This is a genomic window from Trinickia camelliae (genome assembly GCF_053525655.1).
The window spans coordinates 1-512 of sequence record NZ_JBCHAA010000057.1 but is presented as its reverse complement, the minus strand read 5'-3'; the positions used below and the strand labels follow the sequence as shown (position 1 = coordinate 512).

Here is a 512-nt window from a genome sequence, read left to right as displayed (position 1 = left end):
ACGCTCCTTGATGCCGCCCTTGACGATGTCCTTCAGCTCGATCACGCCGAGCACGTGCGCCACTTCCCCTTGCTTCTCAGCGACTACGAGCGGCGTGCTGCCGCGTCGCGCAATATCCGATACCGCTTGATCGACTTCGGCGGCGAACTTGCCGCCATGCGCTTCGACATAGTGCTTGATCGCATCGGCCGCGCCCTTGCGAATCTCGCGGCCAGGCGCCCCGGAGGAAGTCCCCTTGGGGGACAGATCCACGCCGCTCATGCGCGATTGCGCGCTGAAGGCGAGAAAGACCGCATGCAACGAGTGCATGTCGCGCTGACGGATGTTGAAGCGCTGCTTTGCGAGCACGACAATGCTGCGGCCTTCCGGCGTTTCGTCGGCCAGCGACGACAATTGCGCGCCGTCCGCGAGCGCTTCTTCGGTGATGCCAGGCGCGGGAACGAATAAAGACGCTTGCCGATTGCCGAGCGTGATCGTGCCGGTCTTGTCGAGCAAGAGCACGTCGACGTCGC

1 pseudogene is annotated in these 512 nt (G+C 63.7%); it reads right to left on the bottom strand.

Features of this window, described 5'->3' with window-relative positions:
- A pseudogene (locus tag AAHK20_RS33495) lies at positions 1-512 on the bottom strand (potassium-transporting ATPase subunit B); the annotation flags it as partial.